A 16,771-nucleotide genomic window follows, 5' to 3' on the forward strand; every position below is an offset into this window, starting at 1 on the left:
CGCGGCCTGCCGGGCCGCGGTCACCGGAGGGTCCCGACCGGGTCGGGATGCGGGGCCGCGAGGTCCGGTACGGGGGCTTCTCCGGGCGCGCCGAAGGTCGTCCAGGCGGCCCGGTCGGGGACGGGCAGCACGGTGCGGCCGCTGATCGTGTTGAGGATGGTGGCCGCGCGCCAGGCGCCGAGGGTGAGGTCCGGCGCGCCGACGCCGTGGGTGTGCATCTCGGCGTTCTGGACGTAGAGGGCGCCGCCCACCCGGGGGTCGAGGGCGACGCGGTAGCGGCCGTCGACGCGGTAGCGGCCCTTGTCGTCCCAGTCCACGAGGTCGCCCATGGCGTCCAGGAAGGCCGGGCGGACGGCGCTGTAGCCGGTGGCGGCGACGATCGCGGAGGTGCGGAAGGTGAACGCGCTGTCCTGCGGGGCGTGCCGGCACGTCAGCAGGTAGCCGTCGCCGTCGGCCTCGGCGGCGAGGAGCTCGACGCCGGGGTGCAGGTCCGCGCGGGGGCGGCCGCCGCCGATGGTGCGCTCGTAGAGCTCGTCATGGATGGCGCCGAGGGTGTCGGCGCTGACGCCCTTGTAGAGCTGCCACTGCTCGCGGACGAGGTGCTCGCGGCGCTCCTCGGGCAGGGCGCGGAAGTAGCGGATGTAGTCGGGGGTGAAGTGCTCCAGGCCGATCTTGGAGTACTCCATCGGCGCGAAGGCGGGGGTGCGGGCCAGCCAGCGGGTGAAGGGACCGCCCAGGCCGTCGCCGTCCTGGTGGCGGATGAGGTCGAGGACGACCTCGGCACCGGACTGGCCGGCCCCGATGACGGTGACGTCGTCGGCGGTGGCCAGGGCCGCGCGGTGGGTGCGGTAGTCGGCGCTGTGCAGCACGCGGCCGCGGTGCGCGTCGGTCAGCAGCGGTCGCAGCGGCTCGGGGACGACGGGGCCGGTGCCGACGCCGAGGACGACCTGGCGGGCCAGGACCCGGGTGACGGTGCCGTCGGCGGAGCGGTAGGTCAGGGCGAAGGCGTCGGCGGCCTCGTCCCAGGCGACGGCGGTGACGTGGGCGTCGAAGCGGCAGGAGGGCAGGCTCTCGGCGACCCAGCGGCAGTAGTGGTCGTACTCGCGGCGCGGGATGAGGAAGCGCTCGGAGAAGAAGAAGGGGAACATGCGGTCGTGCGACCGCAGGTAGTTCAGGTACGACCAGGGGCTGGTGGGGTCGGCCATGGTCACCAGGTCGGCGAGGAAGGGCACCTGGAGGGTGGTGCCCTCCAGGAGCAGGCCGGGGTGCCAGGAGAAGGCGGGCTTCGCGTCGAGGAAGAGCGCGTTCAGCTCCGGCACGCCGTCCGCGAGGGCGGCCAGCGACAGGTTGAACGGGCCGATGCCGACGCCGACGAAGTCGTAAGGGGTGTTGTCGCTCAACGCCGCTCCTCCGCGAGGGGGTTGGGAAGGTCGATGTAGACGGACTGGGTGTGTACGTCGCCGACGAGTTCGTCGAGGCCGTCGACACAGGTGAGGTAGTTGCCCTTGCAGCGCAGCACGGGCTGGTCCAGGAGCAGGTCGAGCAGGCCCCGCGCGCCGGGTTCCGCGGCGCGCAGCCGCTCCAGCCGGGCGCGCAGCACGCGCAGCAGCTCGTGCTCGCCGGCCAGGCCCTGGGCGCCCATGGAGCCGATGAGGCCGAGCAGGTTGCTGATGTAGAGGTAGTAGCCGACGCGTTCGTCGACGAACGCGTCGTCGAAGACGAGCTCGACGTCGTCGGTGGCACCGGGCAGCAGGCGCTCGATGTCGGCGGCGCGGGAGCGGGCCAGGTAGTAGCCCTGGCTGTCGCGGTACCAGCCGGCGGTGGGCAGGCCGTCGTCGCCGAGGGCGACGAGGGTGTTCTGGTGGTGCGGTTCGAGCGCGATGCCGTACCGGGCCTGGAGCCGGACCAGCGGGACGGCGAGGACGTCGAGGTAGCACTCCAGCCAGCGGGCGGCCGCCTCGGCCACGGTCGTGCCGTGCGCGCGGGCGGCGCGTGACACGGCCTCGGCGAGCAGGGTGCGGTGCCGGGGGGCGGATCCGTCGCCGGGGCCGGTGCGTTCGGCGAGCAGGCCGGCGACGCACAGTCCTTCGCCGGCGCCGCCGTGGAAGGGGTTGTCGCGCAGGGCGGTCTCCAGGCCGGTCTCCGCGCCGGAGGTGCCGGCGGAGATCCAGGCGTGGTCGCGCAGGATCGCGAAGTCGGGGTGCTCGGCGCGCAGCCAGGCGGCGGGACCGGCGGCGAGCAGCCGGGCCGCGCTGACGCCGAGGCGCATCTCACCGCGCAGATTGTTGCGCCGCGAGTTGGTGATGCGCATGCCGAGGGAGAGCTTGAGCATCACGTCGGCGCCGGGGCGGTGGACGGTGCGCACGGACGAGGTCGGGAACCAGGGATCGCCGCCGGGCCCGAGCGGGGTCAGCAGTCCGTCCTCGACGAGCTTGCGGATCTCCGGCCGGTTCAGTACCTCGCGCGCCTGCCAGGGGTGGGCCGGTACGGGCACGGTGCCCTCCGGCAGGGCGACGCCCGCGGCCAGCGGGCGCAGCAGTTCGGCGACCGGGCGGCCGTCCAGGGCCTCCCCGGCCACGAAGTCCGGGTGGGCGGCGAACCAGTGCAGGGCGAAGGAACCGCGCAACTCGGGCGACCAGGCGGCCAGTTCGTCCTCGGACGCCTCCTCGCGGCTCTTGGGGGCCGGGTGGAAGGGGTGGCCGAGCAGCAGCGCCTGTTCGGCGTCGAGGAAGGGGGTCGGTCCGGTGGTGCCCTCGGGTTCGGCGCGGCGCGCGGTCAGATGGGCGGTGACGCGGGCGGCGGAGTTGAGGACCCGGCCGGTCGCGTCGGTGCCCAGATGGGCGGGGTGGCCGCGGCCGGTGGTGGATTCGCGGATCGTGGCGGCGGCCACGAGTGCGACGTCGGCGGCCGGCGGGGTGGCGCGGCCGGTGCCGAGGACGCGCGGGTGGCCGAAGCGGTGCCAGCCGGTGGCCGAGCGGTAGCGGACCGGCACGCCGAGGCGCAGCCCGCTGGCGGGCAGGTCGAGGAGGAGCTCGCGGCCGGCGGGAGGGACGTCGGTGGCCGTCTCGCGGACGTAGGCGCGCAGCAGTGTCTCGGTGGCGGCGGAGTCGGCGGCGCGGGCGGGGTCCGGGTGGTCGAGGGGGTCGGGCCGGTCGGAGGGGGCGGCTGCCGTGGGCGGGTGCGGCGGGAGGGTCATCGGGGGGACTCCGGGGGCGCGGACGGGCTCAGAGCAGGATGCGGTCGGCCACGGGGTGGCCGAGGAAGGAGTGCATGGCGAACTCCCAGCCGTAGGAGCCGGCGTAGGGGAAGACGGCGATGTCACCGGCGCGCACGCGGTCGACGCGGACGTCGCGCAGCAGGGTGTCCTCGGGGGTGCACAGCTCACCGACGAACGTGACGCGGGTGTCGGCGGCCTCGGGGCGCGGGCAGTCCTCGGGCCAGGTCTCGACGGGCAGGACGGCGACGTTGTGGACGATGTCCCAGGAGGTCGGCAGCTGGAAGTGGTTGATGCCGCCGCGCAGGGCGGCGAAGGACCTGCCGTAGGAGTGCTTGACGTCGGTGACCTCGGCGGCGTACCAGCCGCAGTCGGCGACGAGGAAGCGGCCGGGCTCCAGGGCGACCTTGACGCCGGCCGGCGGCCGGACGGCCGCGGCGAGCTCGCCGAACCGGGCGACGTCGAAGGGCTTCTGGCCCTTGAAGTCGCCCTCGAAGTTGACGCCGATGCCGCCGCCGACGTCGATGTGCCGCAGGTCGATGCCGTGCTCGGCGGCGGTGGCCGCGCTCCACTCCACGCACCAGCGCAGATAGGCGGCGTGGGTCCCGGCGTCGAGGTTGTTGGAGGCGGCGTGGATGTGGAAGCCGATGAGGTCGATGCCCGGCAGCCCCAGGGCGATGCGCACGGCCTCGGCGACGTCGGGCTCGGCGACCCCGAACTGGCTGGGTTCGCCGCCCATGTGGAGCGAGCCGGTGACGGGTATCTCGGCGGGGTTGACGCGCAGCGCGACGCGGGCGGTGGTGCCGCGTTCGGTGGCGATGCGGCTGATGCGGTGCAGTTCGAGGGGGCTCTCGGCGTTGATGGCCTCGACGCCGGCCTCGACCAGACCGGTCAGGACGGGCACGGACTTGGCCGGTCCGGCGGCGACGACGGGGGCCGGCTCACCGGGTGCGGCGGGCTTGGCGCCGGTGGCGAGGGCGAGTTCCGTCAGGGAGGCGACCTCGAAGCCGTCGACGTGCGGGGCGAGGGCGTGCACGACGCCGGGGAAGGAGTTGGCCTTGACCGCGTAGTAGACCGCCGCCCATTCGGGCAGTGCCGCGCGCAGTTCGCGGGCGCGGTCCGCGGCGACGCCGCCGTCGTAGAGGTAGGCCGCCAGCGGGGTGCCGGTACGGGCGCCGGCCTCGGCGAGTTCGAGGAGGCGGCGTCGCACGGGTGCGGGGAGGACACCGGGGTGGTGGGCGGAGCGGGGCGCGGCGGACGGCGGGAGTTCGATGGACACGGCGGGGGCTGCCTTGCTACTGGGGAGGGGATGCGGGTGCGGTCGGGGTGGCGCGGCGGCCGATCAGCGCAGCGGGCGCACGATCATGGTGTGGGGGCGCCAGCCGGGGTAGGGCTCCAGGGTGCCGACCGGGGCGAAGCCGAAGCCGGCGTAGCGGTCGAGGACGACGCTGTTGCCGTCGGCGACCAGCGCGGCGGCCCGTTCCTCCGGCCGTCCGGCCAGGAAGGACTCCACCAGGTCCCGTCCGAGGCCCGCGCGGCGCCAGGGGGCGGCGACGAGGAGTTCGCAGAGGCCGACCGTGCGGCCGGGGTGCTCGCGGGTGAAGTCCGGTGCGGGCGCGGGGGTCAGGCCCTCCCACCACAGCGAGTCCTCGGGCAGGGCGTACCCGTAGACGAGGCCCGCGACCCGGTCGCCGTCGAAGGCCGCGACGAGTTCGAAGCCGGGGCGGGCGCAGTGCCGTTCCAGGCGCTCGGCGATCGGCGGGTCGTTGTGGTCGCTCAGGTCCAGCGCGTGGGCGTAGACGTCCTCGTAGGCGCGCGTCCACAGTGCGAGGCGCTGAGCGGCGGCCGGGCCGTCGAAGCGTTCGACGCGCGGGGCCGGCCGGCCCGGTCTCGGTATGACGGCCGGACCGCCGTCGGCGGCGAGCGTGTTCATGGTTCCCCCTGGGACGGCCCGGGTGCCGGCGGCGCGAGGCCGCACCGGACACCCGGGCGAGTTAGGTGAGGCTAAGCTAATTCATTCCGGGCGGCATTCCAAGCCGTCCGGCGCGTCCTACGAGCCGGCGCCGGCCGTGACGAGGCTCTCCGCGCGCTCGGCGACGAGCTTGAGGAGCCCGGCGAGGTCGGTGGCGGTGGTCCGCGGGTGCAGCAACGTCACCTTCAGCCACAGCCGTTGCGTGCCGTCGTCGTCCGCGACCGCGGCCCGGCCGAGGACGGCGAGCCCTTCGGCGAGCAGCTCCCGGCGGACGGCGGCGACGAGTTCGTCACCGGCCTCGCCGGGCAGCGCGTCGGCGGCCACCGGACGGAACAGCACGGTGCTGATGCCGGGGTCGCCGGAGCGGCGGCGCAGCGCGGGGTGTTCGTCGACGGCGCGGGCGAACTCGGCGGCGGTGTCGGCGCAGTGCTCCACCGTGCGGCCGAGTCCGCGGCGGCCGAGGGCCCGCAGGGTCGTCGCGATCTTCAGTACGTCGGGGCGGCGCGAGGTGCGGATCGAGCGGCCGAGCAGGTCGGGCAGGCCGGCCTCGGTGTCGTCGTCGGCGTTGAGGTAGTCCGCGGTGAGCGACAGCGGTTCCAGCGCGGCCGCTTCGGCGACCGCGAGGACGCCGGCCGCGACCGGCTGCCAGCCCAGCTTGTGCAGGTCGTAGGTGACCGACACGGCGCGCTCGATGCCGGCGAGGCGGGGCGCGAGCCGCTCGCTGAACAGCAGGGGGCCGCCGTAGGCGGCGTCCACGTGCAGTTCGGCGCCGTGGAAGGCGGCCACGTCGGCGATCTCGGGCAGGGGGTCGATCAGGCCCTCGTCCGTCGTGCCGGCGGTGGCGACGACCAGGGCGGGGCCCGGCTCGCAGTCCACCAGGGCCCGGTCCAGCGCGGCCGGGCTCATCCGGCCGCCCGGGCAGTCGATGACGACCGGGGTGGGGAGTCCGAGCATCCACGCGGCCCGGCGCACGCTGTGGTGCGCGTTGGCGCCGACGAGCACCTGCACCGGGCGGGCGCCGACGGCGCGGGCGCGTTCGCGGGCCAGCAGCAGGGCGACCAGGTTCGATTCGGTGCCGCCGCTGGTGATGACGGCGTCGGGGCCGGGCCGGCCCGCGTAGACCAGGTGGGCGAGGGCGGCGGTGACCTCCTGTTCGATGACGGCGGCGGCCGGTGCCTGGTCCCAGGAGTCCATCGACGGGTTGAGCGCCGAGGCGACCAGGTCCGCCGCGGCGGCGACGGCCAGCGGCGGGCAGTGCAGATGGGCCACGCAGTGCGGGTCCGAGGGGTCGGCGGCACCCTCGGCGGCCGCGCGCGCCACGTCGTACAGGGCGTCCTCGGCGCCCACGCCCTCCTCGGGCAGGACGGGGGCGACGAGGGCGCGGGTGCGCGCGGCGACCTTCTCCGGTCCGCCGGCGGGCAGCGGGCCGCCGCGTGCGGCGGCGCCGTCGGCCAGCGCGTCGAGGGCGATGGACGTCAGCCGGCGCAGGGCGTACGGGGACGCCGGATCGGCGACGGCGTCGGGGCGGGCGACCTCGCTCACGCGGCACGCTCCGCGGAGACGTCGGACAGCGCGTCGGCGATGCGGTTCAGCACGGAGTCGGCCTGCTCGTCGGTGAGCACCAGCGGGGGCAGCAGGCGCAGCACGGTGTCGCCGCGACCGCCGAGTTCCAGGATGAGGCCGCGCTCCAGGCAGGCGGCCTGGAAGGCGCGGGCGAACGCCGGGGCGCCGGGGCGGGAGCCGAGGGCGTCGGGTTCGGCGGACGGGTCGACGAGCTCGGCGCCGATCATCAGGCCCCGGCCGCGCACGTCGGCGATCTGCGGGTGGTCCAGGGCGAGTTCGCGCAGACCGGCGCGGAGGCGCTCGCCCAGCTTCGCGGCGCGCTCGGTCAGCTGCTGCTCGGCGACCGTGCGCAGCGTGATCTCGCCGGCGACCATGGCGAGCGTGTTGCCGCGGAAGGTGCCGGTGTGGTCGCCCGGCTGCCAGGTGTCGAGGTCGGGCCGGTAGGCGATCAGGGCCAGCGGGAGGCCGCCGCCGACCGCCTTGGAGGTGACGAGGATGTCGGGGGTGACGCCGGCGCGTTCGCACGCCCAGAAGTCGCCGGTGCGGCCGATGCCGGTCTGCACCTCGTCGATGATGAGCAGCACGCCGTGCTCGGCGGTGATGCGGCGCACCTCGCGCAGCCACGCGTCGGGGCCGGGGACGACGCCGCCCTCGCCCTGGACGACTTCGAGGATGACGGCGGCGGGCTTGGAGACGCCGCTGCTGGGGTCGGTGAGGTAACTCTCCATCAGCCGGGCGGAGAGCTCGCCCGCCTGCTCGGCGCCGACACCGAACGGGCAGCGGTAGCCGTACGGGTAGGGCAGCCGGGTCACGGGCTGGGCCTCGGCCGGCCCGAACTCGGCCGAGCCGCGGCGCATCCGGCCGGGGCCGGAGACGGAGGACGCGCCGAGCGTCATACCGTGGTAGGCGCCGGTGAAGGCGAACACACCCTGGCGACCGGTGGCGTTGCGGGCCAGCTTGAGCGCGGCCTCGACGGCGTCGGTGCCGGCCGGGCTGCAGAAGTGGAGCTTGGCCCGGTTGTTGAGCGTGCCCGGCAGCCTCTTCAGCAGCTCCTCGCTGAAGGCGTCCTTCTGCGGGGTGATCATGTCGAGGGCGTGCAGGGGCGCGCCCGACCCGATGACGTCCTGCAACGCGGCGACGACGTCCGGGTGGTTGTGGCCGAGGGCGAGGGTGCCCGCACCGGAGAGACAGTCGAGGTACGTACGGCCGTCGGCCCCGGTCACCTGCGCGCCGGAGGCGGCGACGGGCGCCACCGGGATGGACCGGGCGTAAGTGCGGGCAGCGGACTCACGTTGCGCCTGTCGGTCGAGGAGACGAGCACGCAGCATGGTGGGATCCTTCGGTCACGAGCGGGGTGGGCAGGCGGAGAAAGCCCGGCGGGGGGAGGGCGACCCCCACCCCACCGACTTAGGTAAGGCTAACCTACCAAACCGCTGGTGTGACCCCGCGCGTGCCTTCCGGTCCTTTCCCCGCCCCGGATCTCACACCCCGTCAGCGGCCGTGCGGTCGTGCCGGCTCAGCGGAATCACCAGCGGGGCGCCCGTCTCCTCGTCACGCCGGACCCGGGCCCGCAGGCCGAAGACGTCCCGCACCAGCTCCCCGGTGAGCACCTCGCAGGGGGCGCCCTGGGCGACCACCCGGCCGTCCTTCATGGCCACCAGCCGGTCGGCGTAGCGGGCGGCGAGCGACAGGTCGTGGAGGACCACGACGACGGTGCGCCCGGTGGTCAGGTGGAGTTCGCGGACGAGGTCCAGGACCTCGATCTGGTGGGCCAGGTCGAGGTGGTTGGTCGGCTCGTCGAGCAGGAGCAGTTCCGTCTGCTGCGCCAGCGCCATCGCGATCCACGCGCGCTGCCGCTGCCCGCCCGACAGTTCGTCCAGCGTGCGCTCGGCCAGTTCGTACATGCCGGTGGCGCGCAGGGCCTGGGCGACGGCGGCCTCGTCGTCGGAGGACCACCGCCGGTACCAGCTCTGGTGCGGATGCCGTCCGCGCGCCACCAGGTCGGCGACGCTCAGCCCCTCCGGGGCGGCCGGCGACTGCGGGAGCAGGCCGACGAGTTCGGCGACCTCGCGCGTGGGGATCCGGTGCACGGGCCGGCCGTCCAGCAGGACCTGCCCGGCGGTGGGCTTCATCAGCCGTCCGAACGCCCGCAGCAGCGTGGACTTCCCGCAGCCGTTGGGCCCGATGACCGCTGTGATCGTGCCGTCCGGGACGTCCAGGTCCAGCTCCCGGACCACGGTCCGCTCGCCGTACGCGAGGGTGAGCCCCTCCGCCCGCAGACGCACTCCCGGACGCGCGTCACCGGCCCCCCGGGGGGCCGGTGACGTGGCGCTCGCGGACGGGGTGCGGGTGATCTCGGTCATGACGTGCGGGCCCTTCCGCTCCGAATGAGCAAGTACAGCAGGTACGGTGCGCCCAGCGCGGCGGTGAGGATGCCGACGGGCAGTTCGATGTTTCCGAAGGCCGTGCGTCCCAGGACGTCGGCCCAGACCGTCACGGCCGCGCCGATCAGCGCGGAGGCGAGCAGCGGCGGCGTGCCCGTGCGGAGCAGCCGGAGCGCGAGCTGCGGGCAGGCCAGCGCCACGAAGGCGATGGCGCCGGCGGCCGAGGTCGCCGCGGCGGTCAGCACCACCGCCGTGAACAGCAGCGCCACCCGGGTGCCGGTCATGCGGACGCCGAGGCCGCGCGCGGTGTCCTCGTCGAAGACGAGCGCGCCGAAGGGGAAGGAGAGCAGCAGGGCGACGGGCAGCAGCACGATCAGCGCCCACATGACGGGTCGCAGGGTGTCCCAGGAGGCGCCGTTGAGGCTGCCGTTGAGCCACAGCAGCGCGCGCCCGGCGTCGACGATGTCGGCCTTGAGCAGCAACCACGACAGCACGCTGGTGAGGATGGCGTTCACGCCGACCCCCACCAGCAGCACCCGGTAGCCGGACAGTCCGCGCCGCACGGCGAGGAGGTAGACGGCGACGGCCGCCAGGATGCCGCCGGCCGTGGCGGCCGCGGGGATGCCCACGCTCGCCACCGCGCCACCGACGCCCCCGTACGCGCCGCCGAAGACGATGACGGTCACCGCGCCCACGCCCGAACCGGCCGTGACGCCCAGGATGTCGGGGCTGGCCAGCGGGTTGCGGGCCAGGCCCTGGACGATGGCGCCGGCCAGCGCGAGCGCGGCGCCGACCAGGGCGCCGGTCGCCGCCCGGGGCAGGCGCAGTTCCGTCACCACCATGCGGCTCGCCTCGTCTCCCCCGCCGAACAGCGCCCGGGCGACGTCGCCCACGGGGATGTGGACGTCACCGCGCCCGCAGTCGACGAGGACGGCGAGGAACAGCACGCCGAGCGCCAGCAGCGGGATCAGCACCGTGCGCGGCCGCCAGACCGCCGAGACCGGGCCGGCCCGCAGGGGCGTACGCCCGGGGACGGACGTCGCTCGTGCCGGGGTCGCTTCCGTCGGGGTCATATCCTCACCGCCTGGCGGCGGCGCACGAGATGGATGAAGACGGGCGCCCCGATGAGCGCCAGCATGATGCCCACCTGGAGCTCGCCCGGGCGGGCCACCAGCCGCCCGAGGGTGTCCGCGGTGAGCATGAGGACCGCCCCGATCAGTGCCGCCTGGGCGACGATCCAGCGGTAGTCGGGGCCGGAGAGGTGCCGGGCGATGTGCGTGCCGACCAGGCCGACGAAGCCGATGGGTCCGCACACGGCGACCGCCGTACCGGTCAGCAGGGTGATCGCGGCCATGCCGGTCACCCGGGTCAGCCCGATCCGCACGCCCAGCATCCGGGCCACGTCCTCGCCGAGGGACAGGGCGTTGAGCCCGGGGGTGTTGAGCGCGGCCAGCAGCAGGCCGGCCACGATGAACGGCAGCGCGCGCAGGACCAGATCGAGGGGCTGGCCGCTGACCGAACCGACCGTCCAGAAGCGGTAGGTCTCCAGGGCCTGCCGGTCGAAGAGCACCATCCCGGCGGTGAGTGCCGTGAACAGCGCGTGGGCCGCGGCCCCCGCCAGGGCGAGGGTCACGGGGGTGGCACCGCCGCGCGTGAGCGCGCCCACGGCGTACACCGCGGTGCCGGCGATCGCCGCGCCGAGGAAGCCGAACCAGACATAGCCGTAGAGGCTGCCGACGCCGAGGAGGAAGAGCGAGGCCACGACACCCGCGCCGGCGCCGGCGCTGATGCCGAGGACCACCGGGTCGGCGATGGGGTTACGGGTGTGTCCCTGCATCAGGGCGCCCGCGGCGCCCAGCGCGACACCGGCGACGAGCGCGGTCACCGTCCTCGGCAGCCGCAGCGAGCGGACGATGACGTCCCCCTCCCGGCCGGAGGGGCTCCACAGTCCGTGCCAGATCTGCCCGGGGCCGAGCGGCTCGGCGCCCAGCGCGATGCTCAGCAGCACCGCCAGCGCCAGCAGCGCCACCAGGACAACGGTCCCTGTGCGGCGCCTCCTTGTCCTCTCGCGGGCGACCTGCCGCATCCCCCTGTCGGTGGGCGGCGCAGGTAGCGCTTCGATCACGATTCCCTCCCCGGCGATTTTCGGTCACTTAGGTGAGCCTATCCTTAATGACGCACATCGCGAACAGAGAAGGGACCCTGCTGATGAGAGCCCGTTGGCTCAGCCGTTTCAGCCGCACCGTCGGAGCCGTCGCCGTGACCGCGGGCCTCCTTGCCACCGCCGCCTGCGGCGGCGGCTCGGACAAGAATACGGACGACAAGAGCGACAAGGGCCAGGCCGCCGTCGGCAGCGCCTTCCCGCGCACGATCGAGCACGCGATGGGCAAGACGGAGATCAAGAAGGCTCCCCAGCGCGTGGTCGCCCTCGACATGACCTTCGTCGACGCGACGCTGGCCCTGCAGAGCCAGGTCGTCGGCTACACGACCTTCGCCGCGCCGGACGAGAAGCTGCCCGCCTACTTCGGCGCCGACGCGAAGACATACGGAGGCGACGCCAAGCCGGTCGGCATGCTCGACGAGCCGAGCCTGGAGAAGATCATGGCGCTGAAGCCGGATCTGATCCTGTCCGCCAAGGTCCGTCACGAGAAGCTCTACAAGCAGCTCTCCGCGATAGCGCCCACCGTCTTCACCGAGGACACCGGCGCGACGTGGAAGGACAACCTCAAGCTGGTCGGCAAGGCGCTCGGCAAGGAGAAGCTGGCCGACGAGAAGGTCGCCGCCTACGACAAGCGCGCCAAGGCCGTCGGCGACGCCGTCCGCACGAAGAAGGGCGCCAACCCCTCCGTCTCCGTCGTCCGGTTCGTGGACGGCCCGACGCGCCTGTACAAGGAGGACACCTACATCGGTGTCATCGTGAAGGACCTCGGCTTCGCCAAGCCCGAGGACGCCCGGGGCACCGGCTTCAACGCCGACATCTCCGAGGAGCAGATCAAGAAGGTCGACGCGGACGACATCTTCGTCAGCACCTACCCGGACCCGCAGGGCGGTTCGCGGAAGAGCAAGGAGAAGTTCCAGGCGAACCCGCTCTGGAAGCAGCTCAAGGGGCAGGTCCACGAGGTGAACGACATCACCTGGATGCTCGCCGTCGGCCTGTACGGCGCCGACTCGGTCCTGGACGACGTGGCCAAGACCTACGGGGTCGACGCCGCGCGCGCCTGACGCCCCAGCCGGCAGGCGGAAGGGCCGGGCGCTCCCCCATCGGGAGCGCCCGGCCCTTCGGCGTGTTCGGCGCGTGTGACGTGTGCGCTGCGTGATCCGCGGCAGGCGGCGGGGTCAGGCGCGCGCCCGGCGGGGGCATGTGGCGCAGATTTTCTCCGGCGTGACGGTGTACCAGAGGCAGCAGGTGATCCGGGTGCGCGTGGCGGCGCCGTCCGGCGCCGTGCCGGCGCCGCCGAAGGGGCGGAATCCGGCCGCGCCCACGAAGGGCGCGGTGTCGCCCGGCAGCAGGGCGCCGGCCTCGCCGACCGCCCGGCGCTCCTGGCCGGTGACGCGGCCCAGATACCAGATTCCCTCGGTGAGTTCGTCGGTGGCCAGGCCCCAGACGGCCCGGGGCCCCCGGCGCAGCAGGGGGCGGAAGACATCCAGGACCGGCCCGAGGTGATGGGCCACCGCGTCGCGCAGTTCCGCGCGCAGCAGTTCCTCGTCCGCGACGACGCGGACGCCGGGCAGCCCCGCCGCGGGGTCGTCCGGCAGGCAGGTGAGGCGGGAGGGGGAGACCGTCAGCGTGGCCGTGGCCTCGTCGTACCCCATGCCGTCGGGCCCGATCCGGGGCACGCGGCCCTCGAGGAACCAGGGGCCGCTCATGGCCACCGTGGCGAGGAAGGCGTACTGATGCAGCACCTCCATGGCCGCCACGTCGCGCCGGGGCTCCACCCCGTGCGCCTCCCGCATCCTGCGGCCGGCCACGTCGACCAGCCACTCGCGGAGCGCCGCGTCGCGGACGAGCCGCTCCCCGGTGATCTGCTCGGCGCCGGCGAAGGAGCCGACCCGCACCCGGGCGAGCGGGCCCAGGGCGTCGCGCAGCCGCGCGTAGGTGTCCTCCAGGACGTCGGTGCGGACGGACTGCGGGAGCACGCCGACCGTCTCGGAAGGAGCGACTGCGACCGTCACGGAGACCCCCCGCCGGGTTCGATACGGGCTTCGAAGATTCGAATAGGTAAGCCTTACCTTAACAGGGTGGATTCCGCTTGTCGCGACCACGCCGGAGAAAGATCGGATCGCGGGGAACGGGACGCCGCCGGCCGGAACGCGCGCGTCAGCGCACCGTCAGATCCCCGTCCGGCAGGTCCTGGACGCTGACCCGCCCGCGCGGCACGGCGAGCCCGCGCGCCACGGCCCCGGCGATCCCGTCGGGGTCCGGCCCGGTGGGAACGGGCACCTCCTCGTCCGGCCCGTAGGCCTCCACCGCCTTGGTGAGGTACCCCGGATGCCAGGCCCCGACCGCGCCCTTGACCTCGACGGCCCGCACCCGCCGCTCGCCGACGGTCCGGCGGAGCACGGGCAGGATCTCGTCCGAGCGGTACTCCCCCGGCACCCGGAACAGGCTGATGTGGGCGCCCACCAGGCCGCCGTCCTTCAGCCGGACGGTCACCGTCAGACAGCTGGTCACGGACGGGTAGAGGATGCTCCCGCCCGGGCCCGTCTCCCTCACCTGCCCCTCGGTGATCCGCACCTGCTGCCCGGTGACCGCGGCGAGCGGGGCCGGCGCGCCGACGGCCCGGGCGGAGGCGGTCGTCCCGCCGAGCGGCACGAGGAGGCAGGTGAGCAGTGCGGCGGCGGACAGCGTCCGGACGGCAGGGGGTACGGGCACGAGCAGTCCTTGTCTCGATCGGGTGTTCGGTACGGGTGACGAGCCTAGAACCCGCAACACGGGCCGGGCGGGGCGCCGCGGAAACCGGCCACGGGTGATAGGGATGAAGCCACCGTCGTCGCTCCGCCTCCGGCGAGGAGTTCGCGTGCCAGGCCGCTCGTCCCCGAGAACCGGCACGGCCGTGCCCGGCGCACGGCCGGTGCTGGAGGTCGGCGACGTGCACAAGGCGTACGGCCGGCACCGCGTGCTGCGCGGAGTGGACCTGACGCTGTATCCGGGGTGCCTGGCCGGGGTCGTGGGCGAGAACGGGTCGGGGAAGTCGACGCTCCTGCGCATCCTCGCCGGGCAGCTCACGCCCGACCGCGGGGTCGTCGTCTCCCCGGGCCGCATGGGGTACTGCCCCCAGGAGGCCGTGCTCAACCCGGCCTTCACCGTCGACCAGCACCTGCACTTCTTCCAGGTCGCCTACGGCCTGCCCGGTCTCGACCGGGCCCACGAGCTGCTGGAGGTCCTGCGCTTCGCCGCCTACCGGCGGCACCGGATCGGCACCCTCAGCGGCGGCACCCGGCAGAAGCTCAATCTCGTGCTCGCCCTGATGCACGATCCGCCCCTGCTGCTCCTGGACGAGCCGTACCAGGGCTTCGACTGGGAGGCGTACCAGCGCTTCTGGGAGCTCGCCGACGGGCTGCGCGCGTCGGGATGCTCCTTCCTGGTGGTCTCGCACATCGTCTACGACACCGCCCCCTTCGACCGGCTGTGGCGGCTCGCCGACGGCCGGCTGGTCCCCGCCGACGACCCGGCGGGAACGGGGTGAGCGTGCCGACGACCGCCTGGACCTACTTCTCCACCGCCGCCCGGTACGCGCTCATCGAGCACTCCCGCAACCGGCTGGCCGTCGTCCTCGTCGTGCTCTTCGTCCCGCTGTGGATCACCCTCGGGCACTTCGTCATCGACCGGGCCGAAGTGCGGTTCCTGCTGCGCGCCGCGCACGAGACCGTCACCGCGCGAGGGAACGACCTGAGCAACATCTCCGGCGCGCTGAACGCGGTCACGCTCATCGTCGGCTTCATGATGTTCTCCGTCACCTTCAAGGCAGGCCACTTCGACCAGCGGCTGGCGACGGCCGGCTACCCGCGCTTCCACCTGGTCGCGGCCAAGCTCGCGGCGCTGCTCCTCGTCGCCGCCCTGACCAGCGCCTACGCCACCGTGTCGGTGTGCTTCTACTGGCCGCCCCGGCAGCCGTGGCTGCTGGCCCTCGCCCTGGCGAGCGGGGCCCTGACGTACGGCGGGTTCGGGGTGATGCTCGGCGCGATGCTGCGCAGCGAGCTGGCGGGCATGCTGCTGATCATCATGACGAGCATCATCGACACCGGCCTGCAGAGCCCGATCGCCAACCCGGTCGCCGGCAACGACATGGTCCGCTACCTGCCGTCCTACGGGGCCATGCAGGTGGCCGCCACGGCCGGCTTCCGCGACACGGACCCGCTGCGCTATCTGCTCCTCGGCCCGCTGTGGTTCGTCGGCGCGGTCCTCGTGGCGGGGGTCGCCTTCCACCTGCACACCCGCGACCGGCGGCACGCCCTGTTCGGCTGAGCGCCGGAGCGCTTCGCTCAGCCGATCTGACGGCGGACCAGCTCGTGGAAAAGGCCGCCGGTGTCCGCGAGCAGCTCGGCGGGCGGGCCCTCCTGGACGACCCGGCCCTCCGCCATGACGATCACCCGGTCGGCGTCCATGACCGTGGACAGCCGGTGGGCGATCACGACGCGGGTGGCGCGCAGCGCGCGGGTGGATTCGATGACCACGCGCTGGGCCTCGTTGTCGAGCGCGCTGGTGGCCTCGTCCAGGAAGAGGATCCGCGGCTTGCGGATCAGGGCCTGGGCGATCATCAGTCGCTGGCGCTGGCCGCCGGAGACGGTGCCGCCGCCGTCGGACAGCATGGTGTGCATGCCCATGGGCATGGCCTTGATGTCCTCGGCCAGTCCGGCCATCGCGGCGGCCTCCCAGGCCTCCTCCGGGGTGTGGGCGCCGGCGCCGCGGATGCAGTCGAGGATCGAGCCGGAGAAGGGCTGGGCGTTCTGCAGGACGACGCCGCACTGGCGGCGCACGGCCGTCCGGTCGAGCGCGGCCAGGTCCTGGCCGTCGTACAGCACACTGCCGGAGCGGGGCTTGTCGAAGCCGATGAGCAGGCGCAGCAGCGTCGACTTGCCGCAGCCGCTGGCCCCGACGATCGCGACGAACTCGCCGGGCCGGACGCGGAACGAGACGTCGTCGAGGACGAGCGGGCCGTCGTCGGTGTACCGGTAGGACAGGTTCTTCGCCTCGACGGCACCGCTGAGGGTGCCGGGCTGTGTGCTGGAGCCGCGCACCTCGGGGGTGGCGTCGAGGATCGGCTTGACCTGTTCGAACATCGGCTGCACGGCGGCGGCCGAGAGGAGCGCGCCGGTCAGCTGGGTGACCGAGGACAGCAGCATCGTCACGGCGGTGCTGAAGGTGAGGAACTCGGCGGCGGACATACTGCCCCGGGCGGGCCCGGCCAGCAGCATGAACATCACGAGCGTGCACAGCGGCAGGCAGACCGCGTTGAGCACGGTGACGGCGTTCTTGAGCCGGCCGATGCGCTGCTGGAGCTCGCGGGTGCGGGCGAACTGCCGGGCCCAGGCGGCGTAGGCGCCGGCCCAGCTCGACCGCCTCGGCCAGGCCGAGCCCGTGCCCGCTCGCCACGCCGGTCCGCGGGGCGGGGCACCCGCCGGGGTCCAGCCGGTGGA

Annotated in this window: 15 protein-coding genes; 3 read left to right on the forward strand and 12 right to left on the reverse strand. The window is 74.1% G+C overall.

The genetic code is table 11. The features are described from left to right. Positions 1 to 20: 20 nt before the first annotated feature. The 9 genes from AB0K09_RS16560 to AB0K09_RS16600 all read right to left on the reverse strand — a co-directional run bounded on the left by AB0K09_RS16560 (position 21) and on the right by AB0K09_RS16600 (position 11,162). Positions 21 to 1,400, reverse strand: coding sequence for a SidA/IucD/PvdA family monooxygenase (locus AB0K09_RS16560; RefSeq protein ID WP_366066079.1), 1,380 nt, complete (start codon positions 1,398 to 1,400; stop codon positions 21 to 23). Next, complete coding sequence (locus tag AB0K09_RS16565) at positions 1,397 to 3,196, reverse strand: IucA/IucC family protein (RefSeq protein ID WP_366066080.1); 1,800 nt, start codon at positions 3,194 to 3,196, stop codon at positions 1,397 to 1,399. The genes AB0K09_RS16560 and AB0K09_RS16565 overlap by 4 nt, the downstream gene beginning before the upstream one ends. A gap of 28 nt (positions 3,197 to 3,224) precedes the next feature. Continuing rightward, positions 3,225 to 4,493, reverse strand: a complete 1,269-nt coding sequence (locus AB0K09_RS16570) for a type III PLP-dependent enzyme (protein WP_366066081.1) — start codon at positions 4,491 to 4,493, stop codon at positions 3,225 to 3,227. 63 nt (positions 4,494 to 4,556) lie between these two features. Further along, entirely contained in the window at positions 4,557 to 5,147 is a 591-nt protein-coding gene (locus AB0K09_RS16575) for a GNAT family N-acetyltransferase (protein ID WP_366066082.1), read from the reverse strand. A 117-nt stretch (positions 5,148 to 5,264) separates the two neighbouring features. After that, positions 5,265 to 6,728, reverse strand: a complete 1,464-nt coding sequence (locus tag AB0K09_RS16580; RefSeq protein WP_366066083.1) for a pyridoxal-dependent decarboxylase — start codon at positions 6,726 to 6,728, stop codon at positions 5,265 to 5,267. Then, a complete protein-coding gene (locus AB0K09_RS16585; RefSeq protein WP_366066084.1) occupies positions 6,725 to 8,077 on the reverse strand; it encodes a diaminobutyrate--2-oxoglutarate transaminase family protein in 1,353 nt (450 codons plus the stop codon). Before AB0K09_RS16585 ends, AB0K09_RS16580 begins: the two co-directional genes overlap by 4 nt. 153 nt (positions 8,078 to 8,230) lie before the next feature. Then, the gene (locus tag AB0K09_RS16590) at positions 8,231 to 9,112 is read right to left on the reverse strand and encodes an ABC transporter ATP-binding protein (protein ID WP_366066085.1); all 882 of its coding nucleotides are present in this window, start codon (positions 9,110 to 9,112) and stop codon (positions 8,231 to 8,233) included. Beyond that, positions 9,109 to 10,206: an iron chelate uptake ABC transporter family permease subunit gene (locus tag AB0K09_RS16595; RefSeq protein ID WP_366066086.1), complete on the reverse strand. Its 1,098-nt coding sequence runs from the start codon at positions 10,204 to 10,206 to the stop codon at positions 9,109 to 9,111. Before AB0K09_RS16595 ends, AB0K09_RS16590 begins: the two co-directional genes overlap by 4 nt. Further along, positions 10,203 to 11,162 (reverse strand): iron ABC transporter permease, encoded by a 960-nt coding sequence (locus AB0K09_RS16600; RefSeq protein ID WP_366066087.1) that lies wholly within the window; start codon positions 11,160 to 11,162, stop codon positions 10,203 to 10,205. Before AB0K09_RS16600 ends, AB0K09_RS16595 begins: the two co-directional genes overlap by 4 nt. A gap of 179 nt (positions 11,163 to 11,341) precedes the next feature. On the opposite strand from AB0K09_RS16600, the gene AB0K09_RS16605 reads away from it, so the two are divergent. Continuing rightward, complete coding sequence (locus tag AB0K09_RS16605; protein ID WP_366066088.1) at positions 11,342 to 12,355, forward strand: iron-siderophore ABC transporter substrate-binding protein; 1,014 nt, start codon at positions 11,342 to 11,344, stop codon at positions 12,353 to 12,355. A 114-nt stretch (positions 12,356 to 12,469) separates the two neighbouring features. Here the strand turns inward: AB0K09_RS16605 and AB0K09_RS16610 are convergent, their stop codons facing one another. Together AB0K09_RS16610 and AB0K09_RS16615 are read right to left on the reverse strand one after the other, a co-directional pair. Then, complete coding sequence (locus AB0K09_RS16610) at positions 12,470 to 13,306, reverse strand: (2Fe-2S)-binding protein (protein WP_366066089.1); 837 nt, start codon at positions 13,304 to 13,306, stop codon at positions 12,470 to 12,472. A 145-nt stretch (positions 13,307 to 13,451) separates the two neighbouring features. Next, the gene (locus AB0K09_RS16615; protein WP_366066090.1) at positions 13,452 to 14,006 is read right to left on the reverse strand and encodes a hypothetical protein; all 555 of its coding nucleotides are present in this window, start codon (positions 14,004 to 14,006) and stop codon (positions 13,452 to 13,454) included. 202 nt (positions 14,007 to 14,208) lie between these two features. Between AB0K09_RS16615 and AB0K09_RS16620 the strand changes: the two genes are divergently transcribed. Both AB0K09_RS16620 and AB0K09_RS16625 read left to right on the forward strand, forming a co-directional pair. Beyond that, a complete protein-coding gene (locus tag AB0K09_RS16620) occupies positions 14,209 to 14,820 on the forward strand; it encodes an ABC transporter ATP-binding protein (RefSeq protein WP_366066093.1) in 612 nt (203 codons plus the stop codon). 2 nt (positions 14,821 to 14,822) lie between these two features. Next, entirely contained in the window at positions 14,823 to 15,599 is a 777-nt protein-coding gene (locus AB0K09_RS16625) for an ABC transporter permease (protein WP_366066091.1), read from the forward strand. A 17-nt stretch (positions 15,600 to 15,616) separates the two neighbouring features. Here AB0K09_RS16625 and AB0K09_RS16630 read toward each other — a convergent pair. Next, positions 15,617 to 16,771: ATP-binding cassette domain-containing protein (locus AB0K09_RS16630; RefSeq protein ID WP_366066092.1), on the reverse strand; the 1,155-nt coding region annotated here is incomplete at its 5' end.

The sequence above is a fragment of the Streptomyces sp. NPDC049577 genome, assembly GCF_040675635.1.
GTDB lineage: Bacteria > Actinomycetota > Actinomycetes > Streptomycetales > Streptomycetaceae > Streptomyces.

What these genes read in the sequence shown, in the direction of transcription:
- AB0K09_RS16565 (WP_366066080.1), bottom strand. Translation starts at nt 3,196, where the DNA reads ATGACCCTCCCGCCGCACCCGCCCACGGCAGCCGCCCCCTCCGACCGG.
- AB0K09_RS16575 (WP_366066082.1), bottom strand. Translation starts at nt 5,147, where the DNA reads ATGAACACGCTCGCCGCCGACGGCGGTCCGGCCGTCATACCGAGACCG.
- AB0K09_RS16585 (WP_366066084.1), bottom strand. Translation starts at nt 8,077, where the DNA reads ATGCTGCGTGCTCGTCTCCTCGACCGACAGGCGCAACGTGAGTCCGCT.
- AB0K09_RS16590 (WP_366066085.1), bottom strand. Translation starts at nt 9,112, where the DNA reads ATGACCGAGATCACCCGCACCCCGTCCGCGAGCGCCACGTCACCGGCC.
- AB0K09_RS16595 (WP_366066086.1), bottom strand. Translation starts at nt 10,206, where the DNA reads ATGACCCCGACGGAAGCGACCCCGGCACGAGCGACGTCCGTCCCCGGG.
- AB0K09_RS16605 (WP_366066088.1), top strand. Translation starts at nt 11,342, where the DNA reads ATGAGAGCCCGTTGGCTCAGCCGTTTCAGCCGCACCGTCGGAGCCGTC.